The sequence below is a fragment of the Limnoglobus roseus genome (assembly GCF_008254045.1).
GTDB lineage: Bacteria > Planctomycetota > Planctomycetia > Gemmatales > Gemmataceae > Limnoglobus > Limnoglobus roseus.
The window spans coordinates 5,657,012-5,671,813 of sequence record NZ_CP042425.1; the positions used below are offsets into that span (position 1 = coordinate 5,657,012).

Annotated in this window: 10 protein-coding genes; 2 read left to right on the forward strand and 8 right to left on the reverse strand. The window is 65.5% G+C overall.

Annotation, left to right across the window (positions count from 1 at the left end):
• Positions 1–42: 42 nt before the first annotated feature.
• Positions 43–834, reverse strand: coding sequence for a TIGR00266 family protein (locus PX52LOC_RS23970; protein ID WP_149112454.1), 792 nt, complete (start codon positions 832–834; stop codon positions 43–45).
• A 213-nt stretch (positions 835–1,047) separates the two neighbouring features.
• Between PX52LOC_RS23970 and PX52LOC_RS23975 the strand changes: the two genes are divergently transcribed.
• Together PX52LOC_RS23975 and PX52LOC_RS23980 are read left to right on the forward strand one after the other, a co-directional pair.
• A complete protein-coding gene (locus PX52LOC_RS23975) occupies positions 1,048–2,556 on the forward strand; it encodes a hypothetical protein (RefSeq protein ID WP_149112455.1) in 1,509 nt (502 codons plus the stop codon).
• Positions 2,557–2,607: 51 nt separating this feature from the next.
• Complete coding sequence (locus PX52LOC_RS23980; RefSeq protein ID WP_149112456.1) at positions 2,608–3,099, forward strand: glutathione peroxidase; 492 nt, start codon at positions 2,608–2,610, stop codon at positions 3,097–3,099.
• Positions 3,100–3,112: 13 nt separating this feature from the next.
• Here PX52LOC_RS23980 and PX52LOC_RS23985 read toward each other — a convergent pair whose 3' ends face one another.
• From PX52LOC_RS23985 to PX52LOC_RS24015, 7 genes are all read right to left on the reverse strand, one after another.
• Positions 3,113–3,973 carry a transglutaminase family protein gene (locus PX52LOC_RS23985; RefSeq protein WP_149112457.1) on the reverse strand — a complete coding sequence of 287 codons (861 nt, stop codon included), beginning with the start codon at positions 3,971–3,973 and terminating at the stop codon, positions 3,113–3,115.
• Positions 3,970–6,528 (reverse strand): circularly permuted type 2 ATP-grasp protein, encoded by a 2,559-nt coding sequence (locus PX52LOC_RS23990; RefSeq protein ID WP_149112458.1) that lies wholly within the window; start codon positions 6,526–6,528, stop codon positions 3,970–3,972. Before PX52LOC_RS23990 ends, PX52LOC_RS23985 begins: the two co-directional genes overlap by 4 nt.
• Positions 6,529–6,581: 53 nt before the next feature.
• The gene (locus tag PX52LOC_RS23995) at positions 6,582–10,034 is read right to left on the reverse strand and encodes a transglutaminase family protein (RefSeq protein WP_149112459.1); all 3,453 of its coding nucleotides are present in this window, start codon (positions 10,032–10,034) and stop codon (positions 6,582–6,584) included.
• A 28-nt stretch (positions 10,035–10,062) separates the two neighbouring features.
• Positions 10,063–11,061, reverse strand: a complete 999-nt coding sequence (locus PX52LOC_RS24000) for an alpha-E domain-containing protein (RefSeq protein ID WP_149112460.1) — start codon at positions 11,059–11,061, stop codon at positions 10,063–10,065.
• Positions 11,062–11,112: 51 nt separating this feature from the next.
• Positions 11,113–12,615: a circularly permuted type 2 ATP-grasp protein gene (locus tag PX52LOC_RS24005; protein WP_149112461.1), complete on the reverse strand. Its 1,503-nt coding sequence runs from the start codon at positions 12,613–12,615 to the stop codon at positions 11,113–11,115.
• Between the two features lie 161 nt (positions 12,616–12,776).
• Positions 12,777–14,003 carry a DUF790 family protein gene (locus tag PX52LOC_RS24010; protein WP_149112462.1) on the reverse strand — a complete coding sequence of 409 codons (1,227 nt, stop codon included), beginning with the start codon at positions 14,001–14,003 and terminating at the stop codon, positions 12,777–12,779.
• Between the two features lie 27 nt (positions 14,004–14,030).
• Positions 14,031–14,783 (reverse strand): hypothetical protein, encoded by a 753-nt coding sequence (locus PX52LOC_RS24015; protein ID WP_149112463.1) that lies wholly within the window; start codon positions 14,781–14,783, stop codon positions 14,031–14,033.
• Positions 14,784–14,802: the final 19 nt, after the last annotated feature.

A 14,802-nucleotide genomic window follows, 5' to 3' on the forward strand; every position in this document is an offset into this window, starting at 1 on the left:
GGGAAGGTCGAACTTTCGCCGGCGGGTAGAGCAGGGGGGAGGTTAGTCGCCGCCGAACAGTCGGCCGACGCCGCCGAGGATCGAGCCTTCGCCCTTGGAACTGCCGCCGGCGGACGGGGCGCTTGCGATGATGCGGTCGCACAGGCGGGAGAACGGCAGCGTCTGAATCCAGACCTTGCCCGGCCCTTCGAGCGTGGCGAGGAACATCCCTTCGCCGCCGAAGAACATCGACTTCAGGCTGCCCGCCCGCTCGATGTTGTACTCCACGTCCTGTTCCATCGCGACGAGGCAGCCGGTGTCGAGGCGGAGGATTTCGCCGTCCCGCAGTTCGCGCTCGATGATCGTGCCGCCGGAGTGCAGGAACGCCAGCCCGTCGCCTTCGAGCTTTTGCAGGATGAACCCCTCGCCGCCGAACAGGCCGACGCCGAGTTTCTTACGGAAGTGGATGCCAATCTCGGTGCCGAACGCGGCGCAGAGGAACGCCCCCTTCTCGCAAATGATCTTCTCGTCGTGCTCGGACAGGTCGAGCGGGATGATGCGGCCGGGGTACGGGGCGGCAAACCCGACCTTGCGGCGGCCCTTGCCCTCGTTCGTGAAGTGGGTCATGAACAGCGATTCGCCGGTGAGGACCCGCTTGCCGACGGCCCCGAGCTTGCTGAAGAAGCCCTGCTGGGGCTTCGACCCGTCGCCCATCTTGGCCTGGAAGGTGATGCCGTCTTCCATGTAGTTCATGACGCCCGCCTCGGCGATGACCGTCTCGTCGGGGTCGAGCGTGATTTCCACCAGCTGAATGTCGTCGCCCAGGATTTCGTAGTCGATCTCGTCGCAGCGCATGGGAGGCGGCCCTCGGTGAAAGTTCATCCCGCGAATGGGTAGTATTGTGTGCGGCCCACCGCTGCAGGTCAACGACCGATCTGTTCAAAGAAGTGACAAGGAGGGTGGCCGGTGATGGTGGCAACTGCGTAACTCCCCGGCGTGCGAAGCCACGCCCCTCCGGATCGAGTACAATTCTAGCAGCCCATCTCTCCTCACCCACAGGGGCTGACCATGACCACCTCTTCCCACCGCCGCTCGTTCCTGCAATCGGCGTCCGCCGGCCTCGGAGGCCTGGCGTTCCTGAACGCCCTGCCGAGCGTGGCCGCTGGTGACGCGAAGGTCGACCCGAACCACGTCCGGTTCAACGCGGGCCTCGATTCCCTGGTGAAGCTCGTCGAAGAAACCCCCCGCGAAAAACTGTTGGAAGAGGTCGCCGCCCGCGTCAAGAAGGGCACGCCCTACCGCGACGTCCTCGCCGCCCTCCAACTCGCCGGGGTGCGGAACATCCAACCCCGGCCGAACGTCGGGTTCAAGTTCCACGCCGTCATGGTCGTCAACTCGGCCCACCAGGCGTCGCTCGCGGGGCCGGACCGGGACCGGTGGCTGCCGATCTTCTGGGCGCTGGACAACTTCAAGAGTGCCCAGGCGCAGAACGTCAAGGAAAGCGGATGGCGGATGAACCCGGTGGAGCAATCCCGCGTGCCGTCGGCCCGAACGGTGCGCGAGGAATTTACCGCGGCGATGACGGCGTGGGACGAGGGGAAGGCGGACCTCGCCGCGGCCGGTTTGGCCCGCCACGCGACGGCGAACGAGGCCTTCGACCTGTTCGCGCGGTTCGGCTGCCGCGACTTCCGTGACATCGGCCACAAGGCGATCTTCGTGGCGAACGCCTTCCGAACGCTCCAGGTCATCGGGTGGCATCACGCCGAACCCGTGCTGCGGTCGCTCGCTTTCGCGCTGCTCAAGCACGACGCGAAGGGTCGGCCGGACGGTGAACTGCCGGCGGACAAGGTCGGCATTCGGAACGCCGAACTCGTGCGAAAACTGGGACCGAGTTGGCGGGACGGCACGGCACAGCCCGATGCGGTGCCCGACCTCCTCGCCGCGATTCGCGGATCGTCTGAAAGTGAAGTGAGCGAACGGGTGGTTGCGCTCATCAACGGCGGCCTCTCACCGCGGTCGGTGTGGGACGCCGTGTTCCTGGGCGGCGGGGAACTGTTGATGCGCCAGCCCGGCATCGTCGGCCTGCACACGCTCACCACGGCGAACGCCCTGCACTATGCGTTTATCACGACGGGGGACGAGGAGACGCGGAAGTTGCTGCTCCTCCAGGCGGCCGCGTTCCTGCCGATGTTCCGGAAGTCCATGACCGAGCGCGGGAAGGTGGCCGACGTGAAAGTCGAATCCCTGGAAGCCGCCGACGCCGACCGCGACGGGGGTGTCGAGGCGATCTTCGCAACGCTCTCGACCGACAAGGCGAAGGCCGCCCGGATGGCCCTCGGGTACGCGAACCGGAACGAGGGCGGTGCCCAGGAGTTGATCGACGCGGGCCGCTCGCTGGTGTTCCTGAAGGGGACGGACGCGCACGATTACAAGTTCAGTTCGGCGGTGATGGAAGACTACTCGCACCTCGCGCCGCGGTGGCGGAACCGTTTCCTAGCGGCCAGTTTGTTCTGGCTCAAAGGTTCGGCCGCCGCCGACTCCAAACTCGTCGCCCGGACGCGACAGGCACTGGCATAAGTCATGCACCAAGCACTCCTTCTTTAACCTCCCGCGTCTGGAGCCAGCAGAATGGGCAGCCCCGTGACCATCTACGACATTCCCATTACCTACCTCGGCGGTAAGGCCGGCACGCTCGGCGAGTACCGCGGGAAGGTGCTGGTGATCGTGAACGTCGCCAGCAAGTGCGGGTTTACGCCGCAGTACGCGGGCCTCGAAGAGTTGTACCAAACGTACAAGGACCGCGGGTTGGTCGTCCTCGGGTTCCCGTGCAATCAGTTCATGGGCCAGGAACCCGGGTCGGTCGAGGACATCAAGACCACCTGCGGCGTGAAGTACGGGGTGACATTCCCGATCCTGGCGAAAGGCGACGTGAACGGCTCGAACGCCCACCCACTTTACAAGCACCTCACGGCCGCCCGTCGGGGGTTCCTCTGGACGCGGGCCGTGAAGTGGAACTTCACCAAGTTTCTGGTCGGCCGGGATGGGAGTGTGGCTGGCCGGTACAGTGCCTTCACCAAGCCGCAGAGGCTCGCGGCGAAGATTGAGAAATTGCTGGGGTAACGGCCGCGCGGGTTCAGCACGGTTCCGCGTCGACGGACACTTCGACCTTGTGCTGACCGCCGCCGAGGATGACGCCCTTGACCGGGCTGACGTCGTCGTAGTCGCGGCCCCAGGCGATCTGAATGTGCCGGTCGCCGGCGACCTGATCGTTCGTCGGGTCCAGATCGACCCACCCGGCCTCGCCGCAGAAGATCGACAGCCAGGCGTGCGAGGCGTCGGCCCCCACGAGCCGCGGGCGGCCGGGTGGCGGCGTCGTCGAGAGGTAGCCGCTTACGTACCGGGCGGGGAGGCCGATCGACCGAAGGCAGGCGATCTGCAAGTGGGCGAAGTCTTGGCACACGCCGCGGCGGTTCGCGAACACCTCTAACACCGGCGTCGATACGGTCGTCGACTGCGGGTCGTACTGGAAGTCCTCGAAGATGCGGTGCGTCAGTTCGAGGGCGGCGTCCAGGATCGGCCGGCGGGGCGTGAACGACTCCATCGCGTACCGGCCCAACTCCTCGGCGGCGATGACGTAGCACGACGGGTGAAGGAATTGGACCGCGTGGAGCCATTCCGGGACGCGGTCGCGAATGTCTTCCCACGGTGGCGTCTGGGCGGCGTTCGGCCGCAGGCGGGCCAGCACGCCGATCCGGTGGACCGCGGTGATCGTCAACTCTCGGTGCGGTTCCTGCACCGCGAAGTGCGTGGCCATGTTCCCGAAGCAGTCGGTCCGCGTATCCAGCACGGCCGGCGGAGGGGTCACGTCCAGTTGGCTCTGCTCGCAGAACTGCCAGGGGCACTCGCGCGGGATCAGGTGCGCCATGTTGTGGCACAGCGACACCGGCTCGGTGTACGTGAACCGCGTGCGGTGGAGGATGCGGTAGCGAATCATGGGAAGACCGACGGGGGCGGGGCGAAGGTGGCCGTCATGGCGTTCGACAGGTGCCGCGATTTTTGCAGGTGACTGAGGTATTGTTGCGTGAGCGCGTTCGACAACTGCGGCAGCCACTCGCCCAACTTGTGGAGCAAGTCGATCAGTTCCAGGCGGCGGCCGCCCGTGACGGTCGCGAGTTTCTCGACCTCCGTCGTTTGCAACGCCGCGAGGGCGGCGAGCGAGAGCCGTTGGTCCGGCCCGCGGGCGGCCGTTGTAACCCGTGGCAGATTGTTCACGTCGTCGGCGATGGTTGCCAACTGCGACGCGAGCGACCGCGGGTTCGACTCGTCGAACATCACGAGGTCGAGGACCGGCTCGAACCGCAGGGTGCCGAGGTACCGGCGGCGGTAGGTCATCCGCGAATCGCAAACCTCGATCACGGCGTCGAGGATTGCGTTTTCGGCCGGTTGCGGGACCGCGAGCGTGTCGTGGATGAGGTGCCGAAGGTGCATCGCCCGTTCGATCTTGCGGCCGAGGTCGAGGAACCGCCAGCCGTCGGTGCGGGTCATGCTCTCGACGACCATCCCGGTGAACGCCGCTAGCCGAAGGATCGTCACGTCGATGTCGTCGAGCGCGTCGGCGTAGGTCGGTCGCTCGTCCCGGTGGGTTTCTCGGGCGGCCCGGTTGACGACCCGCCACATGTCGAGGGAAATCCGGTCGCGGACCAGCCCCGCCGCCCCGTGCAAGTCATGGAGGGTGGTGGTGAGGCTGTTCGGGTCGTCTCGGTTGTAAAGGGCCGGCAGGACATCGGCCTCGCCCTTCGGCTTGCCGTCGGTCTGGGCCGACAGGGTGCGCAGCAGAGCGGGGAGTTCCGGGCTTTCGGCCGCGCTGCTCCGCTCGGACAGCCGCGACAGAATGCACCGCAGCAACCGGGCGAGACTCTCCGCCCGCTCGGCGTACCGGCCAAGCCAGAACAGGTTGTCGGCCGCCCGGCTCGGCACGTCGCCACCGCCGCGGGTCAGTTCGATCGGCGTGTCCTTCGCCGGCAGCAAGCTGAACGGGTTGACCTCGCCGTCGGTCAGCACCCAGGTGTCCTTGCTGCCGCCGCCGGCTTGCATCAGCACCAGTTCCGAATCCGCCGACGGGCCGAAACGGCACAGGCCGCCGGGCATCATGTCGAACGAGTCCCCGTGCGCGGCGAGGTAGAGCCGCAGGACCGTCTTCCGTGGTTGCACGCCATCGGCGGTCAGCGTGGGCGACATCGACATGGGCAGCCGCTCTTGCGCGACGAAGGCGTGCGGCATTGCGCGGATGCGGTCGGCGGTAGTCGCGGTGTCCAGGCAGTCCATCGCCGGGATGGTGTGATTGCGGAGCGGGAAGGCCGGTTTCACGACGAGGTCGGCGAGGTTGTCGAGAACATACCGCAGGGACTCCGGGTCGCCGCACCACCAAGTTCGGGCGGACGCGAGCCGGAGTTCCTCGCCGAGTAGCCGCCGGCAAAGTTGCGGCAGGAACGCCATCATCGCCGGGGATTCGACCAGGCCGCTGCCGATGGCGTTCGCGACGGCGACGTTGCCGGTGCGGACCGCGTGCATCAGCCCCGGCACGCCGAGGAACGAGTCCGGCCGCAGTTCGAGCGGGTCGCAATAGTCGTCGTCGAGGCGGCGGAAGATCACGTCTACCGGTTGCAGGTCGCCGAGAACCTTCAGGTAAACGCGGTTGTCGCGGACCGTCAGGTCGCCCCCCTCGGCCAGCGTGTAGCCGAGGTACCGGGCGAGGTAGGAGTGTTCGAAGTAGGTCTCGTTGTACGGGCCGGGGGTGAGCAGTACGACGCGAGGGTTGTCCTTGTTCCGCGGGGCGATCGCCCGCAACGCCGTGATGAGCGTCTGGAAGAACGTCGCGAGCCGCTGCACGCGACAGGCGGAGAACGCCTCGGGGAGGGTGCGGGCCACGACGATGCGGTTCTCGAGTGCGTACCCGGCCCCCGACGGGGCTTGCGTGCGGTCGCTGATGACCCGCCAACTGCCGTCGCCCGCCCGGGCGAGGTTGGCCGCGTACAGGTGCAGGTACTGGCCGAGCGGCGGGCGGATGCCCTGGCACGGGCGGAGGAATCGAGGGTTGCGGTAGACGAGGCTGGTCGGGATCAACCCCTCGCGGAGCAACCGCTGTTCGCCGTAGAGGTCTGCCAGGATGCGTTCGAACAGTCGGCCGCGTTGAACCAGCCCGGCTTCCAGGTCGGCGGATTCTCGCGGCGTGAGGAGGAACGGGATCGGGTCGAGTTGCCACGGCCGGGTCATGCCGTGCGGGTCGCCGTAGACGTTGTAGGTGACGCCGTTCTCGCGGATGACCCGCTGACCGTCCCGCCAGCGGCGTGTGAATTCGGGGCCGCTCAGGTCGGGCGCGTGGCGGTAGAAAGGCTGCCAGTGAGCGCGGGTCATCCCGTGCGGGTCGCGGACTTCGTCGTAGCCGAAAAAGTGTGGCCCGGCGGGACCGCCGTTACCGTTGGGAAACGCACCGCCGGCCCCATGAGGGCCGGCGAGCACGAGGGAAGAGGTCTCGGTGTCCGCGTTCACGGCCGCTGGTTCTCCCGGATTCGAGCCGTCAATTCTAACGGCCTCGATCCATCTTAGCTCCTGATTGTCTCAGGCAGGGGAGCAACCGTCGGTCGAGAAACCGCGGGAGGAGCATAAATCGCCGGTTCCTTCCGCCGCAAGTCCAGTGTAAACGGAAAATCTTCGTTCGGCTCGAACGGCGGAACCCGTACCGCCCCCGGCGTGTGGCCGAAGGCGAAGAACCGGCTGATTCGCCGCCCCTCCGCTTCGAGGGCGTTGACCGGGAACGTGTCGTGCGACCGGCCGCCGGGGTGCGAGACGCTGTACCGGCAGCCGCCGATGCTCCGGTCGTTCCACGTGTCGAGGATGTCGAACACCAACGGCGAGTGCGACGGAATCGTTGGGTGCAGGCACGACGGCGGCTGCCACGCCCGGTACCGCACGCCAGCCACGTACTCGCCGTTCGTCCCGGTCGGGTGCAGCGGCAACCGCCGGCCGTTGCAGGTTACGACGTGGCGGGCGTCCGTCAGGCCGCTAACCTTCACCTGAAGCCGCTCGACGGACGAGTCCACGTAGCGGGCCGTCCCGGTGCTGCTCCCCTCTTCGCCGAGGACCGGCCACGGCTCGACGGCCGTCCGGAGGTCGAGTTGCACGCCGCGGTTGGTCGTGCTGCCGATTACCGGGAAGCGGAACTCGACGTGCGGGATGAACCACGCCGGGTCGAAGGCGTAGCCGTTCTGCTTTATCTCATCGAGCGCGTCGCCGAGGTCTTGTTCGACGAAATGCGGCAGCAGGAAGCGGTCGTGCAACTCCGTGCCCCACCGCACGAGCTTGTGCGTGTACGGCTTCCGCCAGAACCACGACACCAGCGACCGCAGCAAGAGTTGCTGCACCAGGCTCATGCGGGGGTGCGGCGGCATCTCGAACGACCGCAGTTCGACCAACCCCAACCGGCCGGTCGCGGAGTCCGGGCTGTAGAGTTTGTCGATGCAGAACTCGGTCCGGTGCGTGTTGCCAGTTACGTCCACAAGGAAGTTGCGGAAGGAGCGGTCCACCAGCCACAGCGGCGGCACGCGGCCGTCCTGCGGCAGTTGACTGCACGCGATTTCCAGTTCGTAGAGCGCGTCGTGCCGGGCCTCGTCCACCCGCGGGTGTTGGCTCGTCGGGCCAACGAACAGGCCACTGAACAGGTACGACAGCGACGGGTGGTTGTTCCAGAACGTCACCATGCTCTTCAGCAGGTCCGGCCGTCGCAGGAACGGGCTGTCGTTCGGCGTCGCGCCGCCGAGGACCATGTGGTTACCGCCGCCGGTGCCGGTGTGGCGGCCGTCAACCATGAACTTCTCGGTGCCCAGGTGCGCCACGCGGGCTTCTTCGTAGAGGCTCGTCGTGAGGTCCGTGAGTTCACCCCAGTTGTTCGCCGGGTGGACGTTCACCTCGATCACGCCAGGGTCGGGCGTAACGCTGAAGTTGTTCAGCCGCGGGTCGTGCGGCGGCTTGTACCCCTCGATCAGCACCGGCAGCTGAAGTTCGGCGGCCGTGGCCTCGATGGCCGCGACGAGGTCCAGGTAGTCCTCGGCGAAGCGGCACGGCGGCATGAAGACGTAGAGCTTGCCGTTCCGCGGTTCCACGCAGAGGGCCGACCGCACGACCTGCGGCGGGAGCGGGACGCCGTTCGGCCCCGCGTGACTGCCCAGGCGGTTCGCCCGGTACCCCTCGTTGGCGTGACCGGATTCGATCACCTGCCCGTTACGGGGAAACTCCGTCGGCCGGCGGCGCTCCCGTGTCGCCGTGCGAATGAGGGTCGGGAAGGCGTCCCGCGGGGCGAACGGGTCGCGCTCGCTGAGGAACTGCCGGTTGCCCGGGTCTTCCCACGGCAGGGAGTCGAGCGGCAGCCGCAACCCCATCGGCGAATCGCCGGGGATCAGGAACATGTGTTCTTTGCGGAGGAACCACGGCCCCGTTTCCCACCGCCCCTCGCCGGATTCGGCCCGGCGGATCGGGAGCACGTAGCCGACGGTGCTGCCGAGCTTCTGCTCGAACACTTTGGCCAGTCGGGCACGCTCTTCAGGGTCGTCGAGTTTGCTCTTCAGCGGATCGACGTTCGTCGGCAGTCGCCGTTCCTTCCACATGTAGTACCAGGCGTCCTCGTAGCCCGGCAGGACGTGCTGCGGGTCGAGGTTCAGCGTCTCGGCCAGAGTCGTGATGAACCGCTGGGCGTGGTTCGCTTCGAAGCCGTACGGGATCTGCTCGTCACCAATGAGGCTCGGGTCGTTCCAGACCGGCACGCCGTCCTTTCGCCACCAGCACCCGAACGCCCACCGGGGCAGCGATTCGCCGGGATACCACTTCCCCTCGCCGAAATGTAAGAGGCCGCCTTGCGCCCAGCGATCGCGGAGTCGCTTGAGTAGGATCAGTCCCTGCCGCCGCTTCTGCGGGCCGAGGGCGGCCGTGTTCCATTCGTCCGCCTCGCGATCGTCCATGCTCACGAAGGTCGGCTCGCCGCCCATCGTCAGGCGCACGTCCCACTCGCGCAACTCGGCGTCGATGCGGTGGCCGAAGGCGTCGATCGTGGCCCACTGTTCCTCGGTGTACGGCTTCGTCACCCGCGGCGCTTCGCGCATCCGCGTGACGCTCATCTCGAAGTGGAAGTCTTCCTTGAGTTCGTCGTCCTCTTCGCCCGGCTTCTTGGCCCAGCCGAACGTCCCGCTAATCGGCGCGGCCGACTGCGGGTCGGCGGTGCAGGCCAGCGGGATGTGCCCCTCGGCCGTGAGCAAGCCAGACGTCGGATCGAGGCCGACCCACCCGGCCCCCGGCAAATAGACTTCCGTCCAGGCATGGAGGTCGGTGAAGTCCGAGGTCGGCCCAGCCGGCCCGCCGTCGAGCGGCTTCTCGTCGGCCGTCAGTTGGATGAGGTAGCCGGAGCAGAACCGGGCCGCGAGGCCGAGGTTCCGGCAGAGCTGCACCAGCAGCCACGCCGAGTCGCGGCAAGAACCGCACCCGAGGTCCAGCGTCTCTTCCGGGGCTTGCACGCCCGGTTCCAGGCGGATGAGGTACTTCACCCGTCGGTAAATCGCCTGGTTCAACTCGACGACAAAGTCCAGCGTCCGCCCGGTGTGGGGCTTCAACTCGTCAACGATCTCCTGCAACTTCGGCCCGACCGGCAACTTCTCCAGGTACGGGGCCAACTCCCGGGACGTTGCCGCGTCGTACGCGAACGGGTACTCCTCGGCGCTCTTCTCCACGAAGAAGTCGAACGGGTTGATCGGGACCATCTCGGCGAGCACATCAACGGTGACACTGAACTCGGTCGACGGCTCCAGGAACACGAGCCGGGCGGCGTAGTTGCTGTAGGCGTCCTGTTGCCAGTTGAGGAAGTGCTTGCCCGGTTCGATGGTTAGCGAGTAGCTCACGATCGGCGTGCGTGCGTGCGGCGCGGGCCGTAGGCGGATGACGTGCGGTTCGAACGTCACGGGCCGGTCGTAGGTGTACTTGGTGACGTGCCGGAGGGCGACACGGATGCCCATGGTGAACCTCAAGGAGGAGTGATCGTCGTTACTGAGTTTGTGACTGCGTCTGCGTTAGTTTCTTGGCCGGCGACTCGGGCAGCCGAATTTCCGGGGCGAAGTACGTACTCTGTATCGCTTCACCGATTGTGTGGGTGCTGTCCACCACGTGCGTGAGCGTCTGGTGGAGGCCGAACGAGATCACGTCCTTGATGTCGCGGGCGTCGAGCCAGTGGACCAACTCTGAGATTTTCCGGTCGGCTGGTGTGTGGGCTTCGCCGTTCGGCGTCCCGGCGATGTCGGCCAAGCACCGCCGGCACTCGGTCAGACAGTGGTGGATCGACCGCGGGAAATCGTCGTCGAAAATCAGGAACTCGGCGACCGCACTGCCGGGGTCGGACGGGTCGGCCATCGGCTTCTTGTGGAACGGCTCGTACCCGGAACAACTCATCAGGATTGCGATCCAGTGAGCGTTGTCGACGGCCGTGCCCACGTCGTCCAACTTCGGCAGCAGGATGTGGTACTTCACGTCCAGCGTCCGGGCGGTCTGGCAAGCCCGCTCCAGGTGGCGGCCCAATCGCAAGAACTCCCACGCTTCGCCGTGGGCCATCGTCGAATCGCAGATGCCGGTGAGCAACTGGTTGATCCGGCGAATCTGGGCGTAGAACTCGCCCCGATTGTTGTGGTACAACTCGCGGACGGCGGGGCTGTTCAACCACAGGTGGTAGTAGTTCATCCGCTCCCACATCTCGGCGGAGATCACCTCCCGGATGATGCGGGCGTTTTCCCGCGCCCAGGCGAGCGACGAGACGATGCTGAACGGGTTTTCCTCGTCCCAGGTCATGTACCCCTGGACGCTCTCACCGCCCGTGTCGCCCTCGTAGTCGTGGATGCCGCTGATAATGAGCACCGGCTTCCACTGCTGCTCCACGGGCACGTGGAAGTCGAGCAGGAGCGTCTGGTTCACTTCCAGCACGCGGGCGGTGTTCTCCGCCCGTTCGAGGTAGCGGGCCATCCAGAAGCAGTGTTCGGCAACGCGAGAGATCATGGGAGGTTCACAGTCCCGCTAGGGCAAGGGGGAAGGGGAAGGACGATTCCGTCAACTCCCGTTCTCGATGACCCAGGTGTCCTTGCTCCCCCCGCCTTGACTACTGTTGACGACCAGTGAACCCTTCACCAGAGCCGTTCGCGTTAAACCGCCGGGCAGAACCCACGTCGTTCTGCCCGTGACGATGTACGGCCGCAAATCCACGTGCCGAGGCGCCACCCCTTCGTCGGTCCACGTCGGACTCGTCGAAAGTGTGACCACCGGCTGTGCGATATAGTTGCGCGGGTTCTCCAGGATTTTCGCCCGGAACTCGTTGCGTTGAGTTTGTGTGCTGCTCGGTCCCATCAGCATACCGTACCCACCCGATTCATTCACCGCCTTCACTACCAATTCGCCCAGATGGTCCAGTGTGTACTTCATGTCGTCCGGCTTGGCGCAAATGTACGTCGGGACGTTCCGAAGGATCGGCTCCTCCGAGAGGTAGAACCGGATCATGTCTTCGACGTAAGGGTACACCGCCTTATCGTCCGCCACGCCGGTGCCGACCGCGTTGGCGAGGGTCACGTTACCGGCCCGATACGCCCCGAACACGCCGGGGACGCCGAGCAGACTGTCCTCGCGGAACGCCTTCGGGTCGAGGAAGTCGTCGTCGAGCCGGCGGTAGATCACGTCCACCTTCTGCGGCCCGCGAGTGGTCTTCAGGTACACGACGTCGTCGTGGACGAACAAGTCCTGCCCGATGACCAACTCGACGCCCATGTGCCGGGCGAGGAAACTGTGTTCGAAGTAGGCCGAGTTGTACGGCCCTGGCGAGAGCAGCACGACAGTCGGCGGACTTGCCGCGCCAGCCGGGGCGACCGACCGCAGCGCGTCGCGCAAGCGGTGCGGGTAGTCCTCGACGCGCTTCACCTTGCAGTCCTGGAAGAGGTGAGGGAACACCTTCTTCATGATCGCCCGATTTTCCAGGACGTAACTCACGCCCGACGGCGTGCGGCCGTTGTCTTCGAGGACCAGGAATTCGCCGTGCTGGTCGCGGATCAGGTCGGTGCCGCAGATGTGGATGTAAACCCCGCCCGGCGGCGTGAACCCGACCATCTCCTTGCGGAAGCCCTTCGACCCGAGGGCCAGGTCGGCCGGGACGATTCCCTCCTTGATGATCCGCTGGTCGTGGTAAATGTCGTTCAAGAACAAGTTCAGCGCCTTGAGTCGCTGCACGAGGCCGGTTTCCATTCGCGGCCACTCGCCCCCCGGCACGACACGCGGGACGATGTCGAACGGGAAGATTTTCTCGGTGCCACGGCGGTCGGAGTAGACCGTGAATGTGATCCCCTGGTTGACGAACGCCAGGTCGGCCCCCGCCCGCCGGGTGTGGAACTCCGAGATGGCAAGTCGGCCGAGTTTCTCGACCAGCGTTCGGCAGTGGTCGTGCGGCGAACCATCGGGTTCGAAGAGTTCGTCGAAGGCTGTCGGGTGCGGGGAATAGCCGTCGAACAGTCGCGGAGCGACTTTGGCCACACGGGTTTCTTGGCCTTCAGAACGGGTCGCTGTGGTCATAGCTCACTTCTTGGGCAGAGGTTGCCGCGTGTCGCGGCATGGGAGCACGAATTGTCAGCGTTTCCAGTCGTTTCGATAAAGGATGCAGTTTCTGTTCCGCAAGAGGGGAATGATCTGCTGACTTCGCTTGCACGGATAAGCCAGACCCCTCCGACTCCGATTCATTCTGCTTCAACCAATCGCGTGGCTGCCTTGCGAATCTCCTCGGCGGAGGGCGTTCGCTTGTACCGAACGACTTCCGGTCCGAAGGTCGCGTCGTCGATCTCGTCCGTTCGCATCGCCTCCGAGACGATGAGCAGGAACTGCCCCGGTAGGTGCTTCTTCAACTTGCGGTAGTGGCCTTCGATGTCCCCCTTTCGCCAGAAGCCGAAGAGTTCGAGGTAGACCTCCCGCCCGGTCTTCGTGTGCGTCAGGCGGAAGTCGGGAACCCACACGCCCTCGCTGCCACTGCCGAGCGGGATCGGGTTCGGCTCGTCGGTCAGCAGCCAATCCTCGGCGGCCGTCCGGAAGTTCTCGGCGAAGATCGCGAACTCCGGCGGCGTGTACGTGCCGAAGTCCGGGTAGTGAGACCGCAGCCCGTCGGTGCCGCCGATCGTGAAGAGTTTCTCCTTCTTCTGCGTTCCCCACCGCACCTCGGCTTGCAGGTCGAATGCCTTGCAGTGTAACAGCGCCGGCAGGAAGAGTGCGAGTTGCAATCCGTACTTCTGCGTGGACGAGAACAGCGACAGTGGGCCGTCGAGTTTGATCGCGTAACTGTTGTTCGGCATCGACCGAATGGTGCAGATGAGCCGGTGGAACTTGATCGCGCGGAACAACTGCCGGAAGCGAGCCGGCGTCTCGCCCCAGACTCGGACCTCCATGCCGGTCGAGCGAATCAGCACCGCCTGGGCGAGCGCCACGTTGTACCGGTGCAGCAGCAACTCGGCCGTCAGATCATCGAACTTCAGCACGCGCTGCTCGTCGGCCAAGTCCGCGAACAAGGCCAACTCGACCTGCTCGACCGACTGATTTAATTCGGCGGCTACCTGCGAGATCACCGTCGGCCGGTCGAACGTCACGCCGGTCGTCGCCGCCAACTGCCGGTGGACGGCCGACAGGCGGAACGCCGACTCGCGGACTTCCATCGGCGGAAGCTCCGACGTGACTTCGAACTCGCAGCGGTCGGCGAGCAACTTCGCAAGCCCCTGGTGGACGAGTTGCGTTGGCCCGGTGCTGACGAAGTTCGAAAGCTCCTCGTCGATCTCGCCGCGGGTGTGACCGACGGCGTCGCGGTAGACGAACAGCAGTTGCTCGGCAACCGCTTGCCAGTTCTCGTCGTGCGGGTTGAGGTACATCGGCACGAGCTTGTTGCGGGCGTGCCGGACGCGGACCATTTTGCCGGTGAGCATGGGGCTATGGTATCACCGCCGGCCGCCTCAACCGTACTTCTTGTGGCACGCCTCGGAAGTCATCTTCGCGGCCTTCACCAGCCCGCCGCTCAACTTCTCGCCGTCCGGGTCGAGGTACATCCGGCCCGAGTTGCCCTTGATCGTCGGGTCGTAGCCGATGACGTGGACGTTGAAGATGTACGCGCTCTCGGTGGCCGCCTTGAACCAGTGGACGTTGTCCTTGTGGTCGGAGATGGTCGACAACTCGCCGGGCTTGAAGGTCTGGTCGATGGTCGGCTTGATGACGTAATGATCCTTGAGCGTTTCGACGCGGTCGTAGTGCCGGCCGTGCCACTCGCCCTTCAGAACGATGAAACCGGTACACATGTTAAGGTGGCCGTGCGGAACGATCGACCGGTCCTTCTTGCAGCCGAAAAGTTGCTTGCCGAAGGTTACCTCGCTCGGCAGGCCCTCCATTTTCTTGAAGTCGATCCCGGCACTAAGTGCCCCGCTGTCCGGCAGCTTCGATTTCTTCTCGATCTCGTCGAGTTTCACGAGGCCGACGAGGGCTTGCAGGTCCACCCGCTTGTAAAGTTCCTCCATCTTCATCTGGAATTGGAGGTCGGTCAACTTCTGGCCGCGGAGGTCGTTGGTCATGGCCACCAAGTCCTTCAGCCAGTCGGTGATAGTCGGCTTGATCGACGCGGCGAACAGGTCGCGGCTCCAGAGCATTTCGATGAAGCCGAACGCCACGAGGGAACCGAGGGCTTGGTGGGAGAATTGACGCCGGTCGGGGTTCATGAGGCGTGCTCCGGGAGAG